The 20,112-nt window shown below is 62.3% G+C and carries 17 protein-coding genes; 11 read left to right on the forward strand and 6 right to left on the reverse strand.

Annotated features, from left to right (window positions below; all coding sequences use genetic code 11):
- The first annotated feature begins 128 nt into the window (after nucleotides 1-128).
- Nucleotides 129-923 (forward strand): orotate phosphoribosyltransferase, encoded by a 795-nt coding sequence (gene pyrE / locus ACHMXK_RS01370; protein WP_397437028.1) that lies wholly within the window; start codon nucleotides 129-131, stop codon nucleotides 921-923.
- A 31-nt stretch (nucleotides 924-954) separates the two neighbouring features.
- Complete coding sequence (locus ACHMXK_RS01375) at nucleotides 955-1,587, forward strand: DUF4124 domain-containing protein (RefSeq protein WP_397437030.1); 633 nt, start codon at nucleotides 955-957, stop codon at nucleotides 1,585-1,587.
- Nucleotides 1,588-1,673: 86 nt separating this feature from the next.
- Here the strand turns inward: ACHMXK_RS01375 and gatB are convergent, their stop codons facing one another.
- The 3 genes from gatB to gatC are packed head-to-tail and all read right to left on the reverse strand — an operon-like array spanning nucleotide 1,674 to nucleotide 4,994.
- Nucleotides 1,674-3,173 (reverse strand): Asp-tRNA(Asn)/Glu-tRNA(Gln) amidotransferase subunit GatB, encoded by a 1,500-nt coding sequence (gene gatB / locus ACHMXK_RS01380; RefSeq protein ID WP_397437032.1) that lies wholly within the window; start codon nucleotides 3,171-3,173, stop codon nucleotides 1,674-1,676.
- 10 nt (nucleotides 3,174-3,183) lie between these two features.
- Complete coding sequence (gatA, locus tag ACHMXK_RS01385; protein ID WP_397437034.1) at nucleotides 3,184-4,695, reverse strand: Asp-tRNA(Asn)/Glu-tRNA(Gln) amidotransferase subunit GatA; 1,512 nt, start codon at nucleotides 4,693-4,695, stop codon at nucleotides 3,184-3,186.
- Nucleotides 4,695-4,994 carry an Asp-tRNA(Asn)/Glu-tRNA(Gln) amidotransferase subunit GatC gene (gene gatC, locus ACHMXK_RS01390; RefSeq protein ID WP_397437036.1) on the reverse strand — a complete coding sequence of 100 codons (300 nt, stop codon included), beginning with the start codon at nucleotides 4,992-4,994 and terminating at the stop codon, nucleotides 4,695-4,697. Before gatC ends, gatA begins: the two co-directional genes overlap by 1 nt.
- 263 nt (nucleotides 4,995-5,257) lie before the next feature.
- Between gatC and ACHMXK_RS01395 the strand changes: the two genes are divergently transcribed.
- From ACHMXK_RS01395 to mrdA, 4 genes are all read left to right on the forward strand, one after another.
- The gene (locus ACHMXK_RS01395; RefSeq protein ID WP_397437038.1) at nucleotides 5,258-6,301 is read left to right on the forward strand and encodes a rod shape-determining protein; all 1,044 of its coding nucleotides are present in this window, start codon (nucleotides 5,258-5,260) and stop codon (nucleotides 6,299-6,301) included.
- Nucleotides 6,302-6,379: 78 nt separating this feature from the next.
- Entirely contained in the window at nucleotides 6,380-7,300 is a 921-nt protein-coding gene (mreC, locus tag ACHMXK_RS01400; protein ID WP_397437040.1) for a rod shape-determining protein MreC, read from the forward strand.
- Nucleotides 7,297-7,815: a rod shape-determining protein MreD gene (mreD, locus tag ACHMXK_RS01405; protein WP_397437041.1), complete on the forward strand. Its 519-nt coding sequence runs from the start codon at nucleotides 7,297-7,299 to the stop codon at nucleotides 7,813-7,815. The genes mreC and mreD overlap by 4 nt, the downstream gene beginning before the upstream one ends.
- A 181-nt stretch (nucleotides 7,816-7,996) precedes the next feature.
- The gene (gene mrdA, locus ACHMXK_RS01410) at nucleotides 7,997-10,105 is read left to right on the forward strand and encodes a penicillin-binding protein 2 (RefSeq protein ID WP_397437043.1); all 2,109 of its coding nucleotides are present in this window, start codon (nucleotides 7,997-7,999) and stop codon (nucleotides 10,103-10,105) included.
- Nucleotides 10,106-10,147: 42 nt separating this feature from the next.
- Here the strand turns inward: mrdA and ACHMXK_RS01415 are convergent, their stop codons facing one another.
- Nucleotides 10,148-10,906, reverse strand: coding sequence for a sulfite exporter TauE/SafE family protein (locus ACHMXK_RS01415; RefSeq protein ID WP_397437045.1), 759 nt, complete (start codon nucleotides 10,904-10,906; stop codon nucleotides 10,148-10,150).
- Between the two features lie 578 nt (nucleotides 10,907-11,484).
- Here ACHMXK_RS01415 and ACHMXK_RS01420 point away from each other — a divergent pair.
- From ACHMXK_RS01420 to ACHMXK_RS01430, 3 genes are all read left to right on the forward strand, one after another.
- Complete coding sequence (locus ACHMXK_RS01420) at nucleotides 11,485-12,684, forward strand: ammonium transporter (protein ID WP_397442414.1); 1,200 nt, start codon at nucleotides 11,485-11,487, stop codon at nucleotides 12,682-12,684.
- 14 nt (nucleotides 12,685-12,698) lie between these two features.
- Complete coding sequence (locus ACHMXK_RS01425) at nucleotides 12,699-13,157, forward strand: hypothetical protein (protein ID WP_397442578.1); 459 nt, start codon at nucleotides 12,699-12,701, stop codon at nucleotides 13,155-13,157.
- 206 nt (nucleotides 13,158-13,363) lie between these two features.
- Nucleotides 13,364-14,185: a phosphate/phosphite/phosphonate ABC transporter substrate-binding protein gene (locus tag ACHMXK_RS01430; RefSeq protein ID WP_397437047.1), complete on the forward strand. Its 822-nt coding sequence runs from the start codon at nucleotides 13,364-13,366 to the stop codon at nucleotides 14,183-14,185.
- Between the two features lie 15 nt (nucleotides 14,186-14,200).
- Here ACHMXK_RS01430 and ACHMXK_RS01435 read toward each other — a convergent pair whose 3' ends face one another.
- A complete protein-coding gene (locus ACHMXK_RS01435; protein WP_397437049.1) occupies nucleotides 14,201-15,940 on the reverse strand; it encodes a GMC family oxidoreductase in 1,740 nt (579 codons plus the stop codon).
- Nucleotides 15,941-16,152: 212 nt separating this feature from the next.
- Nucleotides 16,153-17,685, reverse strand: coding sequence for a CoA-acylating methylmalonate-semialdehyde dehydrogenase (locus ACHMXK_RS01440; protein ID WP_397442415.1), 1,533 nt, complete (start codon nucleotides 17,683-17,685; stop codon nucleotides 16,153-16,155).
- A 452-nt stretch (nucleotides 17,686-18,137) separates the two neighbouring features.
- On the opposite strand from ACHMXK_RS01440, the gene ACHMXK_RS01445 reads away from it, so the two are divergent.
- Nucleotides 18,138-19,298 (forward strand): MlaE family ABC transporter permease, encoded by a 1,161-nt coding sequence (locus ACHMXK_RS01445; protein WP_397437051.1) that lies wholly within the window; start codon nucleotides 18,138-18,140, stop codon nucleotides 19,296-19,298.
- Nucleotides 19,295-20,098 carry an ABC transporter ATP-binding protein gene (locus ACHMXK_RS01450; protein ID WP_397437053.1) on the forward strand — a complete coding sequence of 268 codons (804 nt, stop codon included), beginning with the start codon at nucleotides 19,295-19,297 and terminating at the stop codon, nucleotides 20,096-20,098. The genes ACHMXK_RS01445 and ACHMXK_RS01450 overlap by 4 nt, the downstream gene beginning before the upstream one ends.
- Nucleotides 20,099-20,112 lie beyond the last annotated feature (14 nt).

Here is a 20,112-nt window from a genome sequence, read left to right on the forward strand (position 1 = left end):
CTGCGCTGGCCGGGACCGGCCAATACAATCCAGCATGGACGGCACAAGCCGGTCTACAAGGCCCTTGCGGGTGGCAAAGTGGATGCCGCTGAAGGCCGGGCTGGCTAATTTAAACAAGGACATCTTCAATGAGCACCCCAACGGCAACGCCAGGGCAGGAAAACCACAACGCGGCAAACACACATGACAGCGCGCTGGCGCTGGAATTTGTGCAGTTTGCCGTCGAATCGGGGGTCTTGCGTTTTGGCGAATTCAAAACCAAGGCCGGGCGGCTGAGCCCCTATTTTTTCAACGCCGGTTTGTTCGACGATGGTGCCAAGCTGGGCCGGCTGGCGCAGTTTTATGCGCGCGGTCTGTTGCAGCAAGAAAAAACCAGCGGCCTGCAGTTCGACATGATTTTTGGCCCGGCCTACAAGGGCATTCCGCTGGCGGCAGCGGTCGCGGTGGAACTGGCGCGGTTGGGCCGCAATGTGCCTTTTGCCTACAACCGCAAGGAAGCCAAGGACCACGGCGAAGGCGGGACACTGGTGGGTGCACCGGTGCAGGGGCGGGTGTTGATCATCGACGACGTGATGTCGGCCGGCACGGCGGCGCGCGAGTCGATTGCCATCATCCGCGCGGCGGGGGCCATACCCCACGCCGTGGCGATTGCGCTGGACCGTCAGGAAAAAGCCACGGAGAACGGCGTGGACGTCGATCACAGCGCTGTGCAGTTTGTCACAAAGGCCTTGGGATTGCAGGTTTTCGCGATTGCCCGTTTGACCGACTTGCTGCAGTATCTGGCTCAAGCCGACAAAACCCCGCCAGGCGGGTCCGAGTCAAACCCCGGCCAGTCGCTTCAGGCCCATTACCAGCGTGTGCTGGCGTACCGGCAGCGTTACGGCGTCGATGAAGGAATTTCTCTTGGCGATACAAGCACCTAGGCAAACCAGAACGGGCGCAGGCGCTGCGCTGTTGGCCGCCGTCCTGAGCCAGGCCGCCAGTGCGCAGGGCATTTACAGCTGCGTCGATGGGGCGGGCCGCAAGGTCACGGCAGACCGGCCGATTGCCGAATGTATGGACCGCACGCAGCGCGAGTTGTCACGCTCCGGCCTGCTCAAGCGTGAGGTCGGCCCGTCGCTGACCGCGCAGGAGCGCGCCGTGCAGGATGAAAAGGACAAACTGGCGGCCGAAGTGCGCGCCCGCGAGGCCGAGGAAAAACGCCGCGACCGCGCCTTGTTGCTGCGTTACCCAAGCCGGCCGGTGCACGACAAGGAACGCGCCGAAGCCTTAGGTCAGATCGACGAGGTCATCAAGGCCGCCAGCAAACGCACGTCCGAGCTGGCCGAGCAGCGCAAGGCCATAGACATCGACCTGGAGTTTTACAAGTCCGACCCGGCCAAGGCGCCGGGCTCGCTGAAACGCCGGGTCGAAGAAAACGAGAGCAGCGTGGCGGTGCAAAAACGTTTTATCGCCGACCAGGACGCCGAGAAAAAACGCGTGAACATGCGGTTTGAAGAAGAGCTGGTCAAGCTCAAGCAGCTCTGGGCCATGGGTGTGGCGGTGCCGGCCAAGGCCCCGCCGCTGCCGGTGAGCACCAAGAACTGATTTTCTTAATAGAAAAAGGGCCGTAGCCCTTGATGCACGGACGCAAGCAGCTATGTTTTCAGTAGCGAGCTTGCAGCCCTTCCTGTTTAACCCAGCTTTTTCTTCAGCAGCTCATTGACCTGCGCCGGGTTGGCCTTGCCTTTGGTGGCTTTCATGGCCTGGCCGACCAGGGCGTTGAAGGCTTTTTCCTTGCCGGCACGGAACTCTTCGACGTTTTTGGCATTGGCAGCCAAGACCTCGTCGATGATTTTTTCCAGCTCGCCGCTATCGCTCATCTGTTTCAAACCCTTGGCTTCGATGAGGGCATCCACATCGCTGCCTTCACCGTTCCAGAGCGCGTCAAACACCTGGCGCGCAGCGTTGTTGGACACGGTGCCGTCGGAAATGCGAGTGATCAATTGCCCCAGCTGTAGCGCACTGACTCTGGACTGTTCAATGGTTTTGTCTTCGGCATTCAGGCGGCGCGACAACTCACCCATCACCCAGTTGCTGGCCAGTTTGGCCTGGCTGCAAGCCTGGTTGACGGCTTCAAAATACGCGGCCACCGCCTTGCTCTGGGTCAACTGGCCGGCGTCGTAATCGCTCAAGCCGAAGCTGCTCACAAAACGCTCGGCCATCACGCGTGGCAGCTCGGCCATCTCGGAGCGTGTGCGCTCCACCCAGTCGCGCCCAATCACCAGCGGCGGCAGATCCGGGTCCGGGAAATAACGGTAGTCGGCCGCGTCTTCCTTGGTGCGCATGGAACGGGTTTCGCCGGTGTCCGGGTCAAACAGCACGGTGGCCTGCTGGACCGTGTGGCCGTCTTCGAGCTGTTCGATCTGCCAGCGAATTTCATAGTCCATGGCCTGCTGCATGAACTTGAAGCTGTTCAAATTCTTGATCTCGCGGCGTGTGCCGAGTTCGGCGCCGGGTTTGCGCACCGAGACGTTGGCGTCGCAGCGGAAACTGCCTTCCTGCATGTTGCCGTCGCAAATGCCAATCCAGGTCACGATCTTGTGCAGCTCTTTGGCGTAGGCCACGGCCTCGGCCGAGGAGCGCATGTCGGGCTCGGTGACGATTTCCAGCAGCGGCGTGCCGGCGCGGTTCAAATCGATGCCGCTCATGCCGATGAAATCTTCATGCAGCGATTTGCCGGCGTCTTCTTCCAAATGGGCACGCACCAGGCGCACCGATTTTTTCTCGTCACCCAGGAAAAACTCCACCGAGCCACCTTGCACCACGGGAATCTCGAACTGGCTGATCTGGTAACCCTTGGGCAGATCGGGGTAGAAATAATTCTTGCGCGCAAACACGCTGCTTTCGGCAATGTGGGCATTGACGGCCAGGCCGAACTCGATGGCGCGTTGCACCGCACCTTTGTTCATCACCGGCAAGGCGCCGGGCAGGGCGAAGTCCACCGCCGAGGCCTGGGTGTTGGGCTCGGCGCCAAAAGCCGTGGAGGCGCGGCTGAAAATTTTCGAGTGCGTGGTCAGCTGGGTGTGGGTTTCGAAGCCGATGATGACTTCGTAGCCCTGCACGAGGGGCCCGGTGGGCCGGCCGACCTGCAGGTCGGCAAAGGGGTTCGCGGTAGTTTGGGTCTGGCTCATTTCAAATCACTCAAATGTCTTGGGGCTTGCGCTGATGCCAGTCGGTGGCCAACTGGAACTGGTGCGCCGCGCCCAGCAACTGCGCTTCCTTGAAATAGTTGCCTATCAGCTGCAGGCCAACCGGCATGTTGTGTTCGCCAAAACCGGCCGGCACACTCATGCCGGGCAGGCCTGCCAGGCTGCTGGACAAGGTGTAGATGTCGGCCAGGTAGTTGGCCACCGGGTCATCGGATTTTTCGCCGATTTTCCAGGCCACGGTGGGCGACACCGGGCCGGCAATGATGTCGCACTGCGCAAAGGCTTTCTGGAAATCCTCGGCGATCAGGCGGCGGATTTTCTGCGCCTTCAGGTAATACGCGTCGTAATAACCGTGCGACAAGACATAGGTGCCAATCATGATGCGGCGTGTGACCTCGTCGCCAAAACCTTCGGAACGCGACTTTTTGTACATGTCGTTGAGGTCGGTGTAATTCGCCGCCCGGTGCCCGTAACGCACGCCGTCAAAACGGCTCAGGTTGCTGCTGGCCTCGGCCGGCGCAATCACGTAATACACCGGGATCGACAACTCGGTCAGCGGCAGGTTCACATCGACCAGGGTGGCGCCTAGTTTTTCAAATTCGGCGAGTGCGCCACGCACGGCTTTAAGCACGTCGGCCGAGCAGCCGGCGCCAAAAAACTGCGCTGGCAGCCCAATTCTCAAGCCTTTCAGGGGTGTAGCCCCCGTCCGTTGGGCACTGGCAGCTATCAAATCGCTAGCGTAATCGACGGCTGGCAGGTCCAGCGAGGTCGAGTCGCGGTCCAGGTCCGGGCCGGCCATGCTGGACAGCAGCAGCGCGCAGTCCAGGGCGCTGCGCGCCATCGGGCCGGCCTGGTCCAGGCTGGAGGCAAACGCCACCATGCCGTAACGCGAGCAGCGGCCATAAGTCGGCTTGATGCCGGTGATGCCGGTCAGCGACGCGGGCTGGCGGATCGAACCGCCGGTGTCGGTGCCGGTCGCGGCAGGCACCAGGCGCGCGGCCACGGCAGCGGCCGAACCACCCGAGGAGCCGCCGGGAATGCGGCTCAAGTCCCAGGGGTTTTGCACCGGCTTGTAGGCGCTGTTGTCGTTGCCGGAACCCATGGCGAACTCGTCGCAATTGAGTTTGCCCAGGGTCACCATGCCGGCGCCGCCAGCCGCCACGCCGAGTTTGCTGACCACGGTGGCATCAAACGGGCTGCGGTAGTTCTCCAGCATTTTCGAGCCGGCGGTGGTCACGAAATCGCGCGTGACAAACACGTCCTTGTGCGCCAACGGCACACCCAGCAAAGGCGTGTGTTCGCCGGCGGCCAGACGCACATCGGCGGCTTGGGCCTGCGCCAGCGAGACCTCAGTGTTGGTCGCCAGGAAAGCGCCCAGGCTGTCCTGCTGCGCGATACGTGTGAGGAAATGTTGCGTCACTTCGACGCTGGAGACCTCGCGGGCGGCCAGTTTGGCGGCCAGTTGCGCGACGCCGAGCTCGTGCAGATCGGTGTTGTTGCTCATTATTCGATCACCTTGGGCACGAGAAACAGGCCGCGTTCGACGGCGGGTGCGCTGATCTGGCTGATGTCGCGCTGATTCGGTTCGCTGACGATGTCCTCGCGCAGGCGCAAGGCGACCTGGCCGAGCACGGCCGCAGGGTGGGCCAGGGGCTCCACGCCGTCGGTGTTGACCGCGTCCATTTGTGCCACCAGGGCGAAAAATCCGTTGAGCTGTCCGAGTGTGTGCTCGGTTTCGTCGGGACGCAGCTCAAGCCTCGCCAGGTTGGCGACGCGTGTGATGTCTTGAGATGTCAATGCCATAGAGGGTAAAACTGCAGCTGAAACCAGGTGTAAAGGTGAAATAATGAGCCAGATGCCAGCCTGTGATTCACAGGGGATGCGTTATTATCCCGCCTTTGGTGTGAAATCAGGGTTGGATGCACGCTTTAGGCGTTATTTACGCTCTGGAATCAAGGTGTTAGCCCATTTTCTCATCCCATTTGTGACCTTTCGCTGATCAATCATAAAAGGCGATGGAGCAACGAAGTTTGTTCCATGCCCAAAACCAGAACCGGATTCCAACCATGTTTGAAACATTTCGTCGGTACTTTTCCACCGACCTGGCCATCGACCTCGGTACGGCCAACACCCTGATTTTTGTCCGCGACCGCGGCATTGTGCTGGACGAACCCTCGGTTGTCGCCATCCGCCACGAAGGCGGGCCACAAGGCAAAAAAAGCATACAGGCCGTGGGCCATGAAGCCAAGGCCATGTTGGGCAAGGTGCCCGGCAACATAGAAGCCATCCGGCCCATGAAAGACGGCGTGATCGCCGACTTCACTGTGACCGAGCAAATGCTCAAGCAGTTCATCAAAATGGTGCACCCGCGCAGCTTCTTCAAGCCCAGCCCGCGCATCATCATCTGTGTGCCCTGCGGCTCGACCCAGGTCGAGCGCCGCGCCATCCGTGAAAGCGCCCTGGGCGCCGGCGCCAGCGACGTCTACCTGATCGAAGAACCCATGGCTGCCGCGATTGGCGCCGGTTTGCCGGTGTCCGAGGCCAGCGGCTCCATGGTCGTCGACATAGGCGGCGGCACCACCGAGGTCGGCGTGATCTCGCTGGGCGGCATGGTTTACAAAGGCAGCGTGCGTGTCGGCGGCGACCGTTTTGACGAAGCCATCATCAGCTACATCCGCCGCAACTACGGCATGTTGATTGGTGAGCCGACGGCCGAAGCCATCAAGAAAAACATCGGTTCGGCCTTTCCCGGCTCCGAGGTCAAGGAGATGGAAGTCAAGGGCCGCAACCTGTCCGAAGGTGTGCCGCGCAGCTTCACGATTTCCAGCAACGAAATCCTGGAAGCCCTGACCGACCCGCTGAACAACATCGTCAGCGCCGTGAAAACCGCGCTGGAACACACGCCGCCCGAACTGGGCGCCGACATTGCCGACCGCGGCATGATGCTGACCGGTGGCGGCGCCTTGCTGCGCGACCTGGACCGCCTGCTGGCTGAAGAAACCGGCCTGCCGGTGTTGGTGGCGGAAGACCCGCTGACCTGTGTGGTGCGCGGTTGCGGCATCGCGCTGGAACGCATGGACCGCCTGGGTTCGATTTTCACCTCGGAATAAGACACGCCGGGCGCGCATGACGGCAGGCACTGTTCTCCTCCACAGTGCCGGCGCCGGCGGCAAGTTTGACAGCACACCATGCCCTTAGGAACCCTAGACAGAACGCCGCCCCCCTTTTTCAGGCAGGGGCCGTCGGCCTTGTCCAAACTGATGGTTTTCAGCGCGCTGGCGCTGTTTTTGATGGTGGCCGACATGCGTTTTCGTGTCGCCCAGCCGATACGCGCCGCCATGGCGGTGGTGCTTTACCCGGTGCAGTGGCTGGCCTTGCAGCCGGTGCGCGCGGTGCAAAACAGCAGTGGCTATTTCACCGCGCTCAGCCAGGCCAAAATCAGCGAAGAAGAGGCCCGGAAAAAGCTCGCCCTGCAATCGCTGCGGGCCGGCCAGGTCGAACATCTGGCGCTGGAAAACACACGCCTGCGCAAGCTGCTGGACCTGCGTGAACAAAAGGCCATTGACGGCCTGGCGGCCGAGGTCTTGTACGACGCGCCCGATCCCTACACCCGCAAAATCATCATCGACAAAGGCCAGGCGCATGGCGTTGAACTGGCCTCGCCGGTGGTGGACGAGGCCGGTGTGTTGGGTCAGGTCACCCGTGTGCACCCGCTGGTCAGCGAGGTGACGCTGGTGATAGATCGCGAACTGGCCATCCCGGTGCTCAATACCCGCACCGGCGCGCGCAGCGTGGCGTACGGCGAACCGACGGTGTCCGGCGGCGGCCTGGAGCTGCGTTTCATGGGCAGCAATTCGGACGTGCAGCAGGGCGACCTGTTGACCACCAGCGGCGTGGACGGCGTGTATCCGCCTGGCCTGCCAGTCGCTAAAATTGACCGCATCGAGCGTCGCGCCGAATCGGCGTTTGCCCGAATTTATTGCACGCCGCAAGCGCTGGTCGCGAGTGCGCTCCACGTCATGGTGATCAAACCGGGCGCGGCACAAATTCCGCCGCGGCCGGTCGACAGCCCCGCCCCCGCCCCGCTGAAAAAAGGAGGCAACAAGTGATCATGCGTTCAGGCCAGCAGCTGCTGTTGCCGGCCAACCCGGTGTTTATCTGGACCAGCCTGATCGTGGCCTTGTTGCTGGACATGTTGCCCCTGGGACGCGTGCCCTGGATGCCGGACTTTCTGGCGCTGGTGCTGGTGTTCTGGAATGTGCACCAGCCGCAACGTGTGGGCATAGGCCTGGCCTTCATGTTCGGCCTGGGCATGGATGTGCACCAGTCGGCCTTGTTGGGGCAACACGCGCTGGCTTATACCGCCTTGAGTTTTTGCGCCACCATGATTCACCGCCGTCTGTTGTGGTTTACCGTGCCGTCGCAGGCGCTGCAGGTGCTGCCGTTGTTCGCAGCGGCGCACGGTGTGGAAATTCTCATCCGGATGATAGGCGGCGGTATTTTCCCGGGCTGGACGCTGTTGCTGGCGCCCATGGGCGAAGCCCTGTTGTGGCCGGTGGTCAGCGTGATGCTGCTGGCGCCTCAGCGCCGGGCGCCGAATCCGGATCAAAACCGGCCGTTATGACGCCCCCACGGTCGTTCACTTCGTGTAACTCCCTGCCCCCCGAGGGGGCCGCCCGCCTGCGGCCCGGCAAAGCCGGTTCCGCGGCTCAGGCTGGCTTGAAGCGGTTCGTGTCGCATCGCCTTTTGTTTGGGAGCAGAAGTCATTGTGGGCACTTTTCGGCGCTTGGTAGAGTCGGACGGCCATGACTGAACTGCGCAATGTCGAAGCCGATCTTTCGCGCTTTCGCATGCGTGTGCTGGCCGCCAGCCTGGTGGTGCTGTTCGCCTTCATCCTGGTGGCCTCCCGGCTGATTTACCTGCAGGTGATCCGCCATGATGATCTCAATGGGCAGGCTGAAAGCAACCGCACCGCGGTGGTTCCGATTGTTCCCAATCGCGGCCTGATCCTGGACCGCAACGGGGTAGTGCTGGCGACCAATTATTCCGCCTACACGCTGGAAATCACACCGTCCAAGGTGCGCGACCTGGAGGAAACCATCGAAGCGCTGGGACAGCTGGTGGAGATCCAGCCGCGTGACAAACGCCGTTTCAAAAAGCTGCGTGAAGAGTCCAAAAGTTTTGAGTCGCTGCCTATACGCACACGCCTGAGCGACGAAGAGGTGGCGCGTTTCGCCGCGCAACGTTTTCGCTTTCCCGGTGTCGACATCAAGGCACGGCTGTTTCGCAACTACCCGTACGGCGAGTTGGCAAGCCATGTGGTGGGTTACATCGGGCGTATCAACCAGGCCGAAAAAGAGCGCATCGAAGACAACAGCGAAGAGGGCAACTACCGCGGCACCGACTACATCGGCAAACTTGGGGTGGAGCAGGCCTTCGAGCAGCAGCTACACGGCACCACCGGCGTCGAGCAGATGGAAACCTCGGCGGGCGGGCGTGCCGTGCGCAGGCTGGCCAGCAACCCGGCCACACCCGGCAATACCGTCAGGCTGTCGCTGGACATAGGCCTGCAAAAGCTGGTGGAAGACCTGTTTGGCACGCGGCGCGGCGCGCTGGTGGCGATGGACCCGCAAACCGGCGAGGTGCTGGCCTTTGTCAGCAAGCCGACCTTTGACCCCAACCTGTTCGTGGACGGCATCGATCAGGAGAGCTGGCAGGCCCTGAATGAATCCATCGACAAGCCGCTGCTGAACCGGGCGCTGCGCGGTACTTATCCGCCGGGCTCGACCTACAAGCCCTTCATGGCCATGGCCGCCCTGCAGACCGGCACCCGTTCGGCCACCACGCTGATCAACGACCCCCTCTTTTATATGTTCGGCGGTCGCCGCTTTGGCAGTCCCGCGGGCGAGCGCGGCGGCGTCATGGACATGAACCGCGCCATCGTCGAGTCCAGCAATGTGTACTTCTATTCGCTGGCCAACGAACTGGGCGTGGAAACCATACACGACTTCATGGCGCCACTGGGTTTTGGACAGATCACCGGCATCGACATCAATGGCGAGGTACGCGGTGTGCTGCCCAACCAGGCCTGGAAACGCAGCTATTTCAAACGCCCCGAGCAGCAGAAATGGTTCGCCGGGGAAACCATCTCGCTGGGCATTGGTCAGGGCTACAACAGCTTCACCATGCTGCAGCTGGCGCAGGCGACCGCCGCGCTGGCCAACAACGGCATCAAACACAAGCCCAGGCTGGTGATGGCGACGCAGGACACCGTGACCGGCCAGCTGCATCCGCTGCCCGCCGATCAGCCCGTTGATCTGGGCTACAAGCCCGAGAACGTGGCCATTGTGCGCAAGGCGCTGGTCGGCGTGGCGCAGGGGGGCACCGCCGCCCGGGTGTTTGCCGGCGCCGGCTATGTCAGCGGCGGTAAAACCGGCACGGCGCAGGCGGTGAGCATGGGCCAGAAAGAAAAATATAACAAGGCCAGAATGGAAGAGCACCAGCGTGACCACGCGGTCTATATGGCGTTCGCGCCTGCGGACAAGCCCAGGGTCGCGCTGGCGGTGATCGTGGAAAACGCCGGCTGGGGTGTCGGCGCGGCCGCACCGATGGCTCGGCGGGTGTTTGATTACGTGCTGATGGGCCAGTACCCCAGCGAGGATGACCTGGCGGCGGTGCAACAAGGCTTGGGCGCAGCCCCCATAGGCAAGCCGCGCCAGGTGGCCGACATGATGGCGCAACTGGTGGCGGGCAGCGGCGGCGCAACGGCACAGACCAAGGCCGATGCGGCGAGCGCAGTTCAGCCGGCCAAGGCGGAAAACCCGCTGAAACCCGTCAACCCGGCCAAGGCCCAGGTCCGCGACCCAGCCGTCAGCAAGCCGCAGGCAGCGCCGCTCAACACGGACGCCAACTAAGGCGCGTTCCGGACGGTCCCTGGCGGCCTTTTCCGTTTCCCGCTATTTCAGAAACGCATCAAAGCCGGTTTTCAGGATCAGCAGGCTGACCACACCGATAAACACGATGCGCACAAAACCCGCGCCGTGTTTGAGCGCCAGCCGTGTGCCCAGCAGGCTACCCACGACATTGGCAACAGCCATGGTCAGCGCAAAATGCCACCAGACATGGCCCTTGTAGGCGAACAGTGCCAACGCGGCCAGGTTGGTGGCCGTGTTGAGCAGTTTGGCCGAAGCCGAGGCATTCAAAAAGTCGTAACCCAGCCAGCGCACAAACAGGAAGACAAAAAAACTACCGGTGCCGGGCCCGAAAAAACCGTCGTAAAAGCCCAGCACCAGGCCGATACAGCAGGCCGCGGCGGTTTCGGCGTGGCCGCTGAAACGTGGGGTGTGGTGGCGTCCCAGCTCCTTTTTCACCAGGGTGTAGAGCAAGACCGCGAGCAGGATAAATGGCAGGGCCTTGCGCAAAAAGCCCGGATCGATGACGGTCACCAGCCAGGCCCCGCCCAGCGAGCCGGCAAAGCCCGCTAGCGCTGCCGGCAGCAGGGCAGCCCAGCGCATGTCCACACGGCGGGCGTACTGGGCGGTGGCGACCGCTGTGCCCCAGATTGATGCACCCTTGTTGACGCCGAACAGGGTGGCTGGATGGGTGGTGGGGAAAACCGCGAACAGGGCCGGCACCAGAATCAACCCGCCGCCCCCCACAATGGCGTCCACAAAACCCGCCAGCAGCGAGGCAACCGTCACGATCATCAATTCCATGGGGACGATTGTCGCATCGGCCCGGCTCGGGGCCGATGGGCACCGGCTGGGCGCGCAGCGCTTGGTGCTGTCCGGGGATACAGGGGCAAAAAAAAAAGCGCCGGGCTTGCCGGCGCTTTATAAAAAAACATCTCGTTGGATGCCGATATTGTTCTAGTTGCTTGTGTTTGTCTCCTCGGCCCTCTGCGAGCCCGGGGGCTCGTCTGCAGGTCCACCAATGTAGGCTGTGCACCCGGTTTGTGCATCGGGATTTTCCCTCGTTCTGGTAAATACATCGTCGGAACGGGCTGGCATGACTTATGCCTGTTGTGGTTCTTGTTGAGTTCTGCCGCACAAAAACGGGAATCACTATGCATACCAGGCGCGTTGTCACATGGGGTGTGGGTCTTTGGCTGTGTTTTGCCGCCTGTCAGGCCGGCGCGCAGCCACAAGCTGGGCCAGGGGTGGCCGATGAGGCCGCTGTCACGGTGCCCGCGCCGGCGGTCGCGCTACCGGCCGGGCCTGCAACGCCGGCTGCTCCCCTGACCCGGCCCGGCCTGGTCGGGGCCGACACCCTCAACGCGGCGGATACGGCCTGGATGATGACCTCGACCGCCTTGGTGCTTTTGATGACCTTGCCGGGCATTGCCCTGTTTTATGGCGGCATGGTGCGCAAGAAAAATGTGCTGAACAGCATGGCTTGCGTGGTGGCGATTTGTGCAGTGGTCAGCCTGCTTTGGTTTGCTGTCGGTTATTCCCTGGCCTTCACGCCCGGCAGCGGCGCTTGGGGCCATTACCTGGGCGGCACCGAGCGGCTCTGGTTTGCCGGACTGGACTACATCAAGGACACGCAGAAGGTGGCGGTCAGCCATATTGCGCCCAACATTCCCGAGGCTGTGTATGCGATGTTCCAGCTCACGTTTGCCATCATCACGGCGGCCCTGGTGGTCGGCGCTTTTGTCGAACGTATGCGTTTTTCCGCGATGTTGTGTTTCATCAGTCTGTGGACGCTGTTGGTGTATGCCCCGATCGCCCATTGGGTCTGGGAGCCCAATGGCTGGCTGGCCCAGTTGGGTGCGCTGGATTTTGCGGGCGGTTCTGTGGTGCATATCAATGCCGGTGTGGCCGGGTTGGTCTGTGCTTATGCGCTTGGGCCACGCACCGGTTATGGCCGTGAGGCGTTTACGCCATTCAACCTCGGTTTGACCATGGCCGGCGCCGGCCTGTTGTGGGTGGGCTGGTTTGGGTTTAATGCGGGTTCTGCGGTGGCTGCGGATGGGCGTGCCGGCCTGGCGATGGTGGTCACACATATCGCTGCCGCGGCCGGCGCCTTGTCGTGGATGGTCGCCGAGTGGCTGGTGCGTGGCCGTCCTACCTTGCTCGGCCTGTGTTCCGGCCTGGTCGCCGGGCTGGTGGCCATCACGCCGGCAGCGGGTTTTGTGTCGCCCCGCGCGGCGCTGGTGATCGGTCTGGTGGCCGGTATGGCCTGTTATTGGGGCGCCACCGGACTCAAGCGCTTGCTGCAGGCCGATGACTCCCTGGATGTGTTTGGCGTGCATGGCGTGGGCGGCATTGTGGGCTCCTTGCTGACCGGCGTGTTTGCCAGCAAAACCATTTCAGGCGTGGAGGGCAGTGTGTGGACTCAGGCCATTGGTGTTGGGGCCGTGCTGTTGTATAGCCTGCTTATGACCGCGCTGGTGTTGTGGCTCACTTCGCTGTTTGTCAGCCTGCGTGTCAGCGAAGCCTCGGAGTCCGACGGCCTGGACATCGCCCAGCATGCCGAGCGCATGGGCACCTGATGGAAGGGCATGCCATGTCCTCCACCGAAAAAATTGCCATTGCTGCTCATCTGCACGTGTTGCTGCGCCGCAAGACCGGGCGTGTGACCGACACCGAATGGCTGGCCAGCAACGCGGCATACGCCGCCGAAATTGTTCGCTTCGCGCGTGAGAAAGCGGCCGAGGACGGACATGTCGATCTGGGTGTCTGGGCCGACAGGCTGGAAGACATCATGGCCGTCCCGGACGCGAAATACCGGGTACCGCTGGCGCAAGTGATGGCGGATGCCGTCAAGGCGCGTACCTCCGCCGCATCGGCGCCGCCGCTGGCGGACGCGCAGAGTGCGCGTTCTGTGAATACCGAGGAAGAGATTTATCCCGCGTCGGGGTTTATCGAATCAAGCTTTGGTGCCCTTTTTGGCGACAGCGAAGCCCAGCGTAAGCGTGAGCGCCGCGATCCCAATGCGCCACGTTATGTGAAAGGCCTGCGCTGACCGTGGGTGCGCCTTCCCATGGTTCGTACATTCCGTAACCTGCGTACTCCAGGCGCACGCCCGCGCTGAAGCCCAACATTCCCCAGTCCTTCCTTGTCGCCGTCACTGATAAGTTGTTCGCTGTTGTAGCAATAGGTAACAAATTGTTTGTGGCCGGGGGCTGTGCGGGCGCTAGCATAGCGCCCTTGCATCATGGAAGAGGACTTATGAAACGGACGTTGATCACATTGGCGCTGGCCCTGGCAGGTATTTGGGCCGGCCCGCTACACGCCCAGGCGCGGCAACTGGTGCTGGGCATCAGCGAAGGCACGTCGGGTGGCCTGGACCACGCCCAGGTGATGACCAAATACCAGGGGCTGGCTGAAATTATTGGCCGGGCCGCGAAGGCCAAGGTCAGTGTGGTTTTCGCGCGCGAATTCAAGCAACTGGAAGACGGCATGCAGACCGGCCGTTTTGACTTCGTGATGGCCAGGCCCAGCGACTACCCCGCACGCGGGATGCGCGACTATGGCTACAGCTATATCGCGAGCACCCAGCCCGACGGCCAATGCCTGATCATTGTGCCCAAGGGTTCTACCTTGAAGTCGCTCGACGACATCAAGGGCAAACGCATCGCGCTACCTGAAAAAATCGCCTACATGTCGCGTTTTTGTGCAGCCGAGCTCCGGGACAAGGGCATTCTCATTGAGAAGGAAAACGTGCAGTTTGTGCGTGAGCAGGCCGCCGTCGGCTTTTATCTCAGCAACAAGTTTGCGGATGTGGGCGGCGTAGCCTCGTATTCAGGCGTCGCCAAAAAATGGGAAAAAGAAGGCAACCGCATCTTGCACAAAAGTGTGGCCCAGCCCTACTTTCCGCTGGTCGCGCACCAACGGATCAAGCCCGAGCAGATCAAGGCCATCCAGGCCGAACTGCTGGCCATGCCCAACAACGAGGTCGGCAAGGAGGTGTTGCAACGCATCGGTGTCGAGCAATTCGACACCAGTTCCGAGTCACGCATGCGCGATTTGTTGAAGTGGCTCAAGGTGTAGTTTGAAGCGGCCAGGCTAAACCCCGCCGCGTATCCACTCGGCGGCTTTTTCCGCAATCATCAGGGTCGGTGAGTTGGTGTTGCCGCTGGTGATCAGCGGCATCACGCCGGCATCCACCACACGCAGTCCCGCAATCCCCCGCACCCGCAGGTGCGAATCCACCACCGCCATCGGGTCATGCGCCGGGCCCATTTTGGTGGTGCCCACGGGGTGGAAGATGGTGGTGGCAATGTCGCCGGCCAGCCGCGCCAGTTCCTCGTCAGTTTGAAACTGAACTCCGGGCCGAAACTCTTCGGGCTGGTAGCCGGCCAGCGCGCTCTGGCTGACGATGCGGCGCGTGACACGCAGGGAGTCGGCGGCGACCTGCCGGTCTTGCGGCGTGCTCAGGTAGTTGGGGGCGATCGCCGGCGCGTCTTCAAAGCGGCCGGACTTGATCTGCACCGAACCCCGGCTGGTCGGATTGAGGTTGCAGACGCTGGCCGTGAAGGCGTTGAAGCTGTGCAGTGGCTGGCCAAACGCATCCAGCGACAGCGGCTGCACGTGGTACTCGATGTTGGGGTAGGGCTGATCGGGTGAGCTGCGCGTGAACGCCCCCAGTTGCGATGGCGCCATGCTCATGGGGCCGGTTTGTTTGAACGCATATTCCAGGCCTATCTTCGCCTTGCCCCACAGCGATGCGGCCAGGGTGTTCAGCGTGAAGTTTTTCGCCGAGGCTTGGCTGACCTTGTAGACCGAACGAATCTGCAGGTGGTCCTGCAGGTTGGCGCCCACGCCGGGCAGGTCCTGAATCACCGCAATGCCGTGTTGCTGCAGCAGCGCCGCCGGACCTATGCCCGAGAGCTGCAGGATTTGCGGCGAACCTATGCTGCCGGCGCTGAGGATCACTTCGCCGATGAAGCCGGCCTCGTGGGTCACCGTGGCGTTGACTTTTTCGTCGCCGGTCCAGACCTCGACACCGGTGCAGCGCTGGCTGCCATCGTCCTGGCGTTCGATGATGAGTTTGCTGACCTGGGCGCTGGTCCACATCTCGAAGTTGGGACGGCCGAAACAGGTGGGCCGTAAAAAGGCCTTGGCCGTGTTCCAGCGCCAGCCGGCCTTCTGGTTCACTTCGAAATAACCGACCCCTTCGTTGTCGCCGCCGTTGAAGTCCTCGGTGGCCGGAATGCCGGCCTGTTGCGCCGCCGCGGCAAACGCGTCGAGGATGTCCCAGCGCAGGCGCTGCTTTTCAATACGCCATTCGCCGCCCATTTTGCGTGCCATGCCCTGGGCGCCCGCATGCTGGCTTTTGTGGCCGTGCAGGCGCCGGAAGTTCTCGTTGACATTCGCCTCCGTCTGGCCTTTGGGGATGTCGAGTTTGTAATGATCTTCGTGTTGGCGAAACGCCGGCAAGACCTCGTCCCAGCGCCAGTCGTCGTCGCCGGTGAGTTGCGCCCACTGGTCGTAGTCGCGGGCCTGGCCGCGCATGTAAATCATGCCGTTGATGCTGGAGCAGCCGCCCAGCGTTTTGCCGCGCGGATAGAGCAGGCTGCGGCCGTTCAGGCCGGCATCGGGTTCGGTGCTGTAAAGCCAGTCGGTGCGCGGGTTGCCTATGCAATACAGGTAACCGACCGGGATGTGGATCCAGTGGTAGTCGTCCTTGCGGCCGGCTTCAATCAGCAAGATACGTTTGGAAGCGTCGGCACTCAGGCGGTTGGCCAGCAGGCAGCCAGCGGTGCCGCCGCCGACAATGATGTAGTCAAAGACGTTGTCATTCATGCTTTGTTGTCTCGTATTTTTCTTGTGCTGTTTTTAAAGAGGGCGTGCCAGTGCCAGCGCGGAACCGGTTATGCCGGGCCGCAGGTGGCGCCCTGGGGGGAGGCGGCCGAAGGCCGCTTCGGGGGAATCGTGCGCCGAGAAGGGCCGCCCCGAGCAAGCACAGCCCCCTCGGGGGGCAGCGAACCACACGAAGTGGGGAGCGTGGGGGCCATTCACTTCGCCGTCGGCATCACAAACTCGGCGCCTTTGCCAATACTTTCCGGCCAGCGCTGCATGATGGATTTTTGCTTGGTGTAAAACCGCACACCTTCCTCGCCGTAGGCATGCATGTCGCCGAACAGGCTTTTCTTCCAGCCGCCAAAACCATGCCAGGCCATGGGCACAGGAATCGGCACGTTGATGCCGACCATGCCGACCTGGATGCGGCGTGAAAATTCGCGCGCCACATGGCCGTCACGCGTGAAGCAGCTCACGCCGTTGCCGAACTCGTGGGCGTTGATCAGGTCTACCGCTTCGGCAAAATCCTTGACCCGCACACAGCCCAACACCGGGCCGAAAATTTCTTCCTTGTAGATACGCATCTCGGGCGTCACGTGGTCGAACAAGGTGCCGCCCATCCAGAAACCTTGTTCACAGCCGGCGCCGGCCTGGCTGCCCTTGAAGTTGCGGCCATCGACCAGCAGCTTGGCGCCTTCTGCCACGCCTTGGGCTATGTAGCCGGTGATGCGCTGGTGCGCCGCCGCGGTGACGATGGGGCCCATCTCGGCGTCCAGGTTCACGCCATTTTTGATGACCAGGGTTTGGGCGCGGGCCTGCAGCATGGGAATCAATTTGTCCGCCACATTGCCGACCAGCACCGCGACCGAAATCGCCATGCAGCGTTCGCCGGCCGAGCCGTAACCCGCGCCTATCAGCGCATCGACCGCCTGCTCCAGGTCGGCATCGGGCATGACCACCATGTGGTTCTTCGCGCCGCCCAGGGCTTGCACGCGTTTGCCGTGGCGTGCGCCGGTTTCGTAGATGTAGTTGGCAATCGGTGTCGAGCCGACAAAGGAAATCGCCTTGACGTCGGGATGCACCAGCAAGGCGTCGACGGCTTCCTTGTCGCCCTGCACCACGTTGAAGACGCCGTCGGGCAGGCCGGCTTGCTGGAGCAGTTCGGCGATCAGCAGGCTGGGGCTGGGGTCGATCGGGCTGGGCTTAAGGATGAAACAGTTGCCGGCGGCAATTGCGACCGGGAACATCCACATCGGCACCATCACCGGGAAGTTGAAGGGGGTGATGCCAGCGACCACGCCCAAAGGCTGGCGCAAGGTCCAGTTGTCGATGCCAGTGCTGACCTGGTCGGTGAAGTCGCCCTTGAGCAGTTGCGGAATGCCGCAGGCAAATTCCACGATATCTATGCCGCGCGACACCTCGCCCTGGGCGTCGGTGAACACCTTGCCGTGTTCGGCGGTGATCAGCTGGGCGAGCTTGTCCTTGTGCAGATTGAGCAGTTCCAGGAACTTGAACATCACGCGGGCGCGGCGCAGCGGCGGGGTGTCGGCCCAGGCCGGGAAGGCAGCTTGGGCGGCGGCCACGGCGGTAGCCACCTCGGTGGCGTTGGCCAGTGCCACACGGCCGGTGATGGCGCCGGTCGCGGGGTTGAAGACGTCTTGCGCGCGGCCGGAACTGCCGGCCACGACGCGCCCGTTGATCGCATGGCCAATCGCCTGCACGGCGGGGCTCAGGGGAGGGCGGCTCATATCATTCATTGTCAGACTCCAAGGGTGAGTGCCAAGATTACCGGATTGCGGCAGGGTGTACCCGGCGGGTTTCCCCACAGGGCGACGGGTCTCCCCGGACACGCCGCCGTATGTGCGCAGCCTGCTAATTAAAGACGTACAAGCTGCCACGGGGCTGACAAGTGGTCGCATGGCGGCGCTGGCACATGTTTTGTTGCATTAAATTGGTCTCTAGCCCATATGCGATGGGTGCAAGCAGCTATGGGTTTGATAGCGTTTTGGTTTTCTGTCGTATTCGCCTGCTGGCATCACCCCGCTGTAGGACAGGGCGAGGGCGCTTTACAGCCAAATGCCGGTAGCCGTGACGACGCTGGCTGCATTACCATGCATTCAGACCGGCGACCCATGCGCATCTGCATGTGGGCCGCTGCCCCTTGTGCCGAATCATCCCAAGTAGTTGCACGATTAAACACATGCCATCACCGGAGGCCGCCACCGCAAGCGAATCGGCGCCGCATATCGACCAGCACGACACGCCGCAAGGCGCGTGTTACGTGGCTCTGGGCCGATGGACCGCGGCCGAGCTGACGGCCCGGCCGGTGTGGGCGGCCTTGACCACGCGTTTGCAGGCGCTGCGCAGCGCCGGCTCGGGCGGCGTTGCTGGAGCGTGGGATTTGCGCGGCATCATCCTGCTGGACCACCTGGGCGCCCAGGTGTTGTGGAACCACTGGGGCCAGCAGTGGCCCAAACAGCTTGAAGTTTCACCGGCGCAACGCGCCGTGCTGGACCGTGTGGCGCAGTTCAGCGTGGAGCGGCCTGCGCTCCCGGCCGTGGGTTTCAAGCAGGCTTTTTTAAAGCTGGGCGAAGACTTGCTGCAGCTGGTTGACCATGGGGTGGACCTGCTCGCGCTGATAGGCCGCCTGATGCTGAACCTGGTCAAGCTCGCCAAAAATCCACGCGAAGGGCCGTGGCGCGACCTGTCGGGCCATCTGTACCACATAGGTGCCACCGCCTTGCCTATCACCGCCCTGGTCGGCTTTTTGATCGGTGTGGTGTTGGCCTACCTGATCTCGCAGCAGCTCAAGCAGTTTGGCGCCGACGCCTTCATCGTCAACATCCTGGGTATTTCGCTGATTCGCGAACTCGGGCCGGTGCTGGCCGCCATCCTGATTGCCGGGCGTTCCGGCTCGGCCATCACCGCGCAGATTGGCGTGATGCGGGTGACCGAGGAACTCGACGCCATGCGTGTCATGGGCATTGCCCACAGCTACCGGCTGGTCATGCCACGGGCGCTGGCGCTGGCGATGGTGATGCCGCTGATCAGCGTCTGGACCACGCTGGCCGCCCTGTTGGGCGGCATGCTGGCCGCCGACCTGGCGATGGGCGTCACGCCCTCTTTTTTCATCAACAGCCTGCCCGCCGCGGTGGATGCCACCAACCTCACGCTGGCCACCGCCAAGTCGGTGGTTTTTGGCGTGCTGATTGCGTTGATAGGCTGCCATTTCGGCCTGCGTGTCAAACCCAACACCGAAAGCCTGGGCCAGGGCACCACGGCCTCGGTGGTCACCTCGATCACGGTGGTGATTCTGGTCGATGCCTTGTTCGCTGTATTGTTCAAAGGTATCGGTATATGAGCCACCAGCCTCTTGATGAGGCCATCGTCGACATCCGCGGGCTCTCCACGGTGTTCACCAATGGCGACAAACAAGCCGTCATTCACAAGGACCTGGACTTGCGCATCCAGGCCGGCGAATTTTTGTCGCTGGTCGGCGGTTCGGGCACCGGCAAAACCGTGTTGCTGCGCCAAATCCTGGGGCTGGAACATCCGGCGCAGGGCGAGATCATGGTGCTGGGCAAACCGGCGGCCGAACTCGGCAAAAAGGGTGCGGCCAGCCGGGTCGGCATGTTGTTCCAGCAGGGGGCCTTGTTCTCGGCCTTCACGGTGCTGGAGAACATTGCCTTTCCCTTGCGTGAACTCAAGACCTTGCCCAGCGCGCTGATTTATGAAGCCGCCATGGTCAAGCTGCAGATGGTTGGGCTGGCGCCCGAACATGCCGGCAAGATGCCCAGCGATTTATCCGGCGGCATGGTCAAACGGGTGTCGCTGGCGCGCGCCCTGATCATGGACCCGCCGCTGCTGCTGCTGGACGAGCCGACCGCCGGGCTGGACCCGGACAGCTCCGACAGTTTTTGCGCCTTGCTGCGCTCGCTGCACCGCGACATGGCGCTCACGGTGGTGATGGTCACCCACGACCTGGACACCTTGTTTGAGTTGAGCACACGCATTGCCGTGTTGGCCGAGCAGAAAGTCATTGTCAGCGGCCCACCCAAAGACGTGATTGCTTTTCCGCATCCTTTTATTCGCCATTTTTTCCTGGGTGAACGCGGCCAGCGGGCGATGGAGCTGCTGCGTGAATATCCTTTTACGGTCTAGATTTTCAGGAGTCC

It is taken from the genome of Polaromonas sp. UC242_47, from assembly GCF_044452385.1.
Lineage (GTDB): Bacteria > Pseudomonadota > Gammaproteobacteria > Burkholderiales > Burkholderiaceae_C > Polaromonas.